General features: G+C 41.4%; 1 protein-coding gene. It reads right to left on the reverse strand.

Annotated elements, in window-relative coordinates:
• Positions 1 to 1,385 (reverse strand): IS1182-like element ISSwo3 family transposase (locus tag AWB54_RS14935; RefSeq protein WP_082736266.1); only part of this gene is annotated, 1,385 nt, incomplete at both ends.

The raw sequence follows: 1,385 nt of genomic DNA on the forward strand, positions 1-1,385 counted from the left end.
AGGGCTGTTAGTTTGGCCTGAATGCGGATACTTCGTAGACCGTAGCCTTTGGCCCGGTCCAATCCGTGGAATCTTTTTAGTTCTGCATTCTTGGGTTCGATCTTCGCTCGCTTTCGGTATTCCTCAACGAAATCCGGGGTTTTAGCTCTTTGGCTGTATTCATACAACTCAGGGGTATTTATGCTGATGGTCATTAACTTGGCTATACGTTTACTTTTACCTATGCATTCACTTCGTCGAGGACAATTGCGACATAACTCACGTTCAAAAGTGTAATCCAGGTACTTTTGTTTTTTGCCATTCCGTTCACGGGTCTTGGATTTTACTTTCACCGTTTCATTTCCCATTACACAAAACCATTGGTCACTGTCCTTGTTATAACTAAATAGCTTTTCATCAATTTTGTAAGCACTAGCGCTTACCGGTATATATGATGTTGCTTGATTTTCCTTGATCAGGTTAAGGATGTCGGGACGGAAATAAGCTTTGTCGCCATATACTCCGGTTACGGTCAATCCGGATTTTTGGGTTTCTTCAAGATGCTCTTTGAAATTGCTGCCATCAACATAGGAACCGGGTTCTATGGTAATGCTAGTTATTAAACTGCCATTGGTAGTTTGGCATATTTCTGCCTTGTAACCATAGAAATTTTGGGTCTTGGTTTTGTGGCCTACTCGGGCATCTTTGTCTACCAGGGAACGGATGCCTTTTTGTTCTATGAACAGATCGCTTTCTAAGATTTCCTGGGCTTCCTGGACTGCCTGGATGACTTCCTCGGAGCTTTCTTTGCTTACTTGTTCTATCAGGTCTTCCAGATAATCTTTCATAATTTGTTTGGCTGCAACATGATCTTCTATTTGGGTATAATCCGGTATTTCGTATTCTTCCTGCCCCATGGCCTTGAAAATGTTTCTGGCCAACTGCTTCATGATGCGTTCGGGTACTTTTTTAATAGTGTTGGCTTCAATATGGGTGGTATCAATAACGATGCCGTTACTACCTTTGATTATGCCACTTTCAATGCATTGCCTTACTATTTCGGTAATAATGGCATCCATGCTGATATCCTTTAAGCGTTGGGTACGGAATTTGGTCAGTAGGCTGGTTTCAGGCAATGGGTCTTCGGGGTTAAGTCCTACAAACCATTTGTAAGCCAGGTTTACGCTCAAATCCTGTATCAATTGTTCATCAGACAGGTTGTATAGATATTTTAAGATTTGTATTCTTAGCATCATCTCTGGTTCTTTAGCTGGTCTGCCAAAGTTTTTGCAATATCTATCTGCCAATAGTTCATTGACAAAGCTGAGATCTATGGCGGAATCTATCCGTTTGAGTATGTGATTATCCGGAATCATTTGGTATAATACGTTGTAGAAGCTGCCTTG

Source organism: Syntrophomonas wolfei subsp. methylbutyratica, assembly GCF_001570625.1.
In the GTDB taxonomy this organism is placed as follows: domain Bacteria; phylum Bacillota; class Syntrophomonadia; order Syntrophomonadales; family Syntrophomonadaceae; genus Syntrophomonas; species Syntrophomonas methylbutyratica.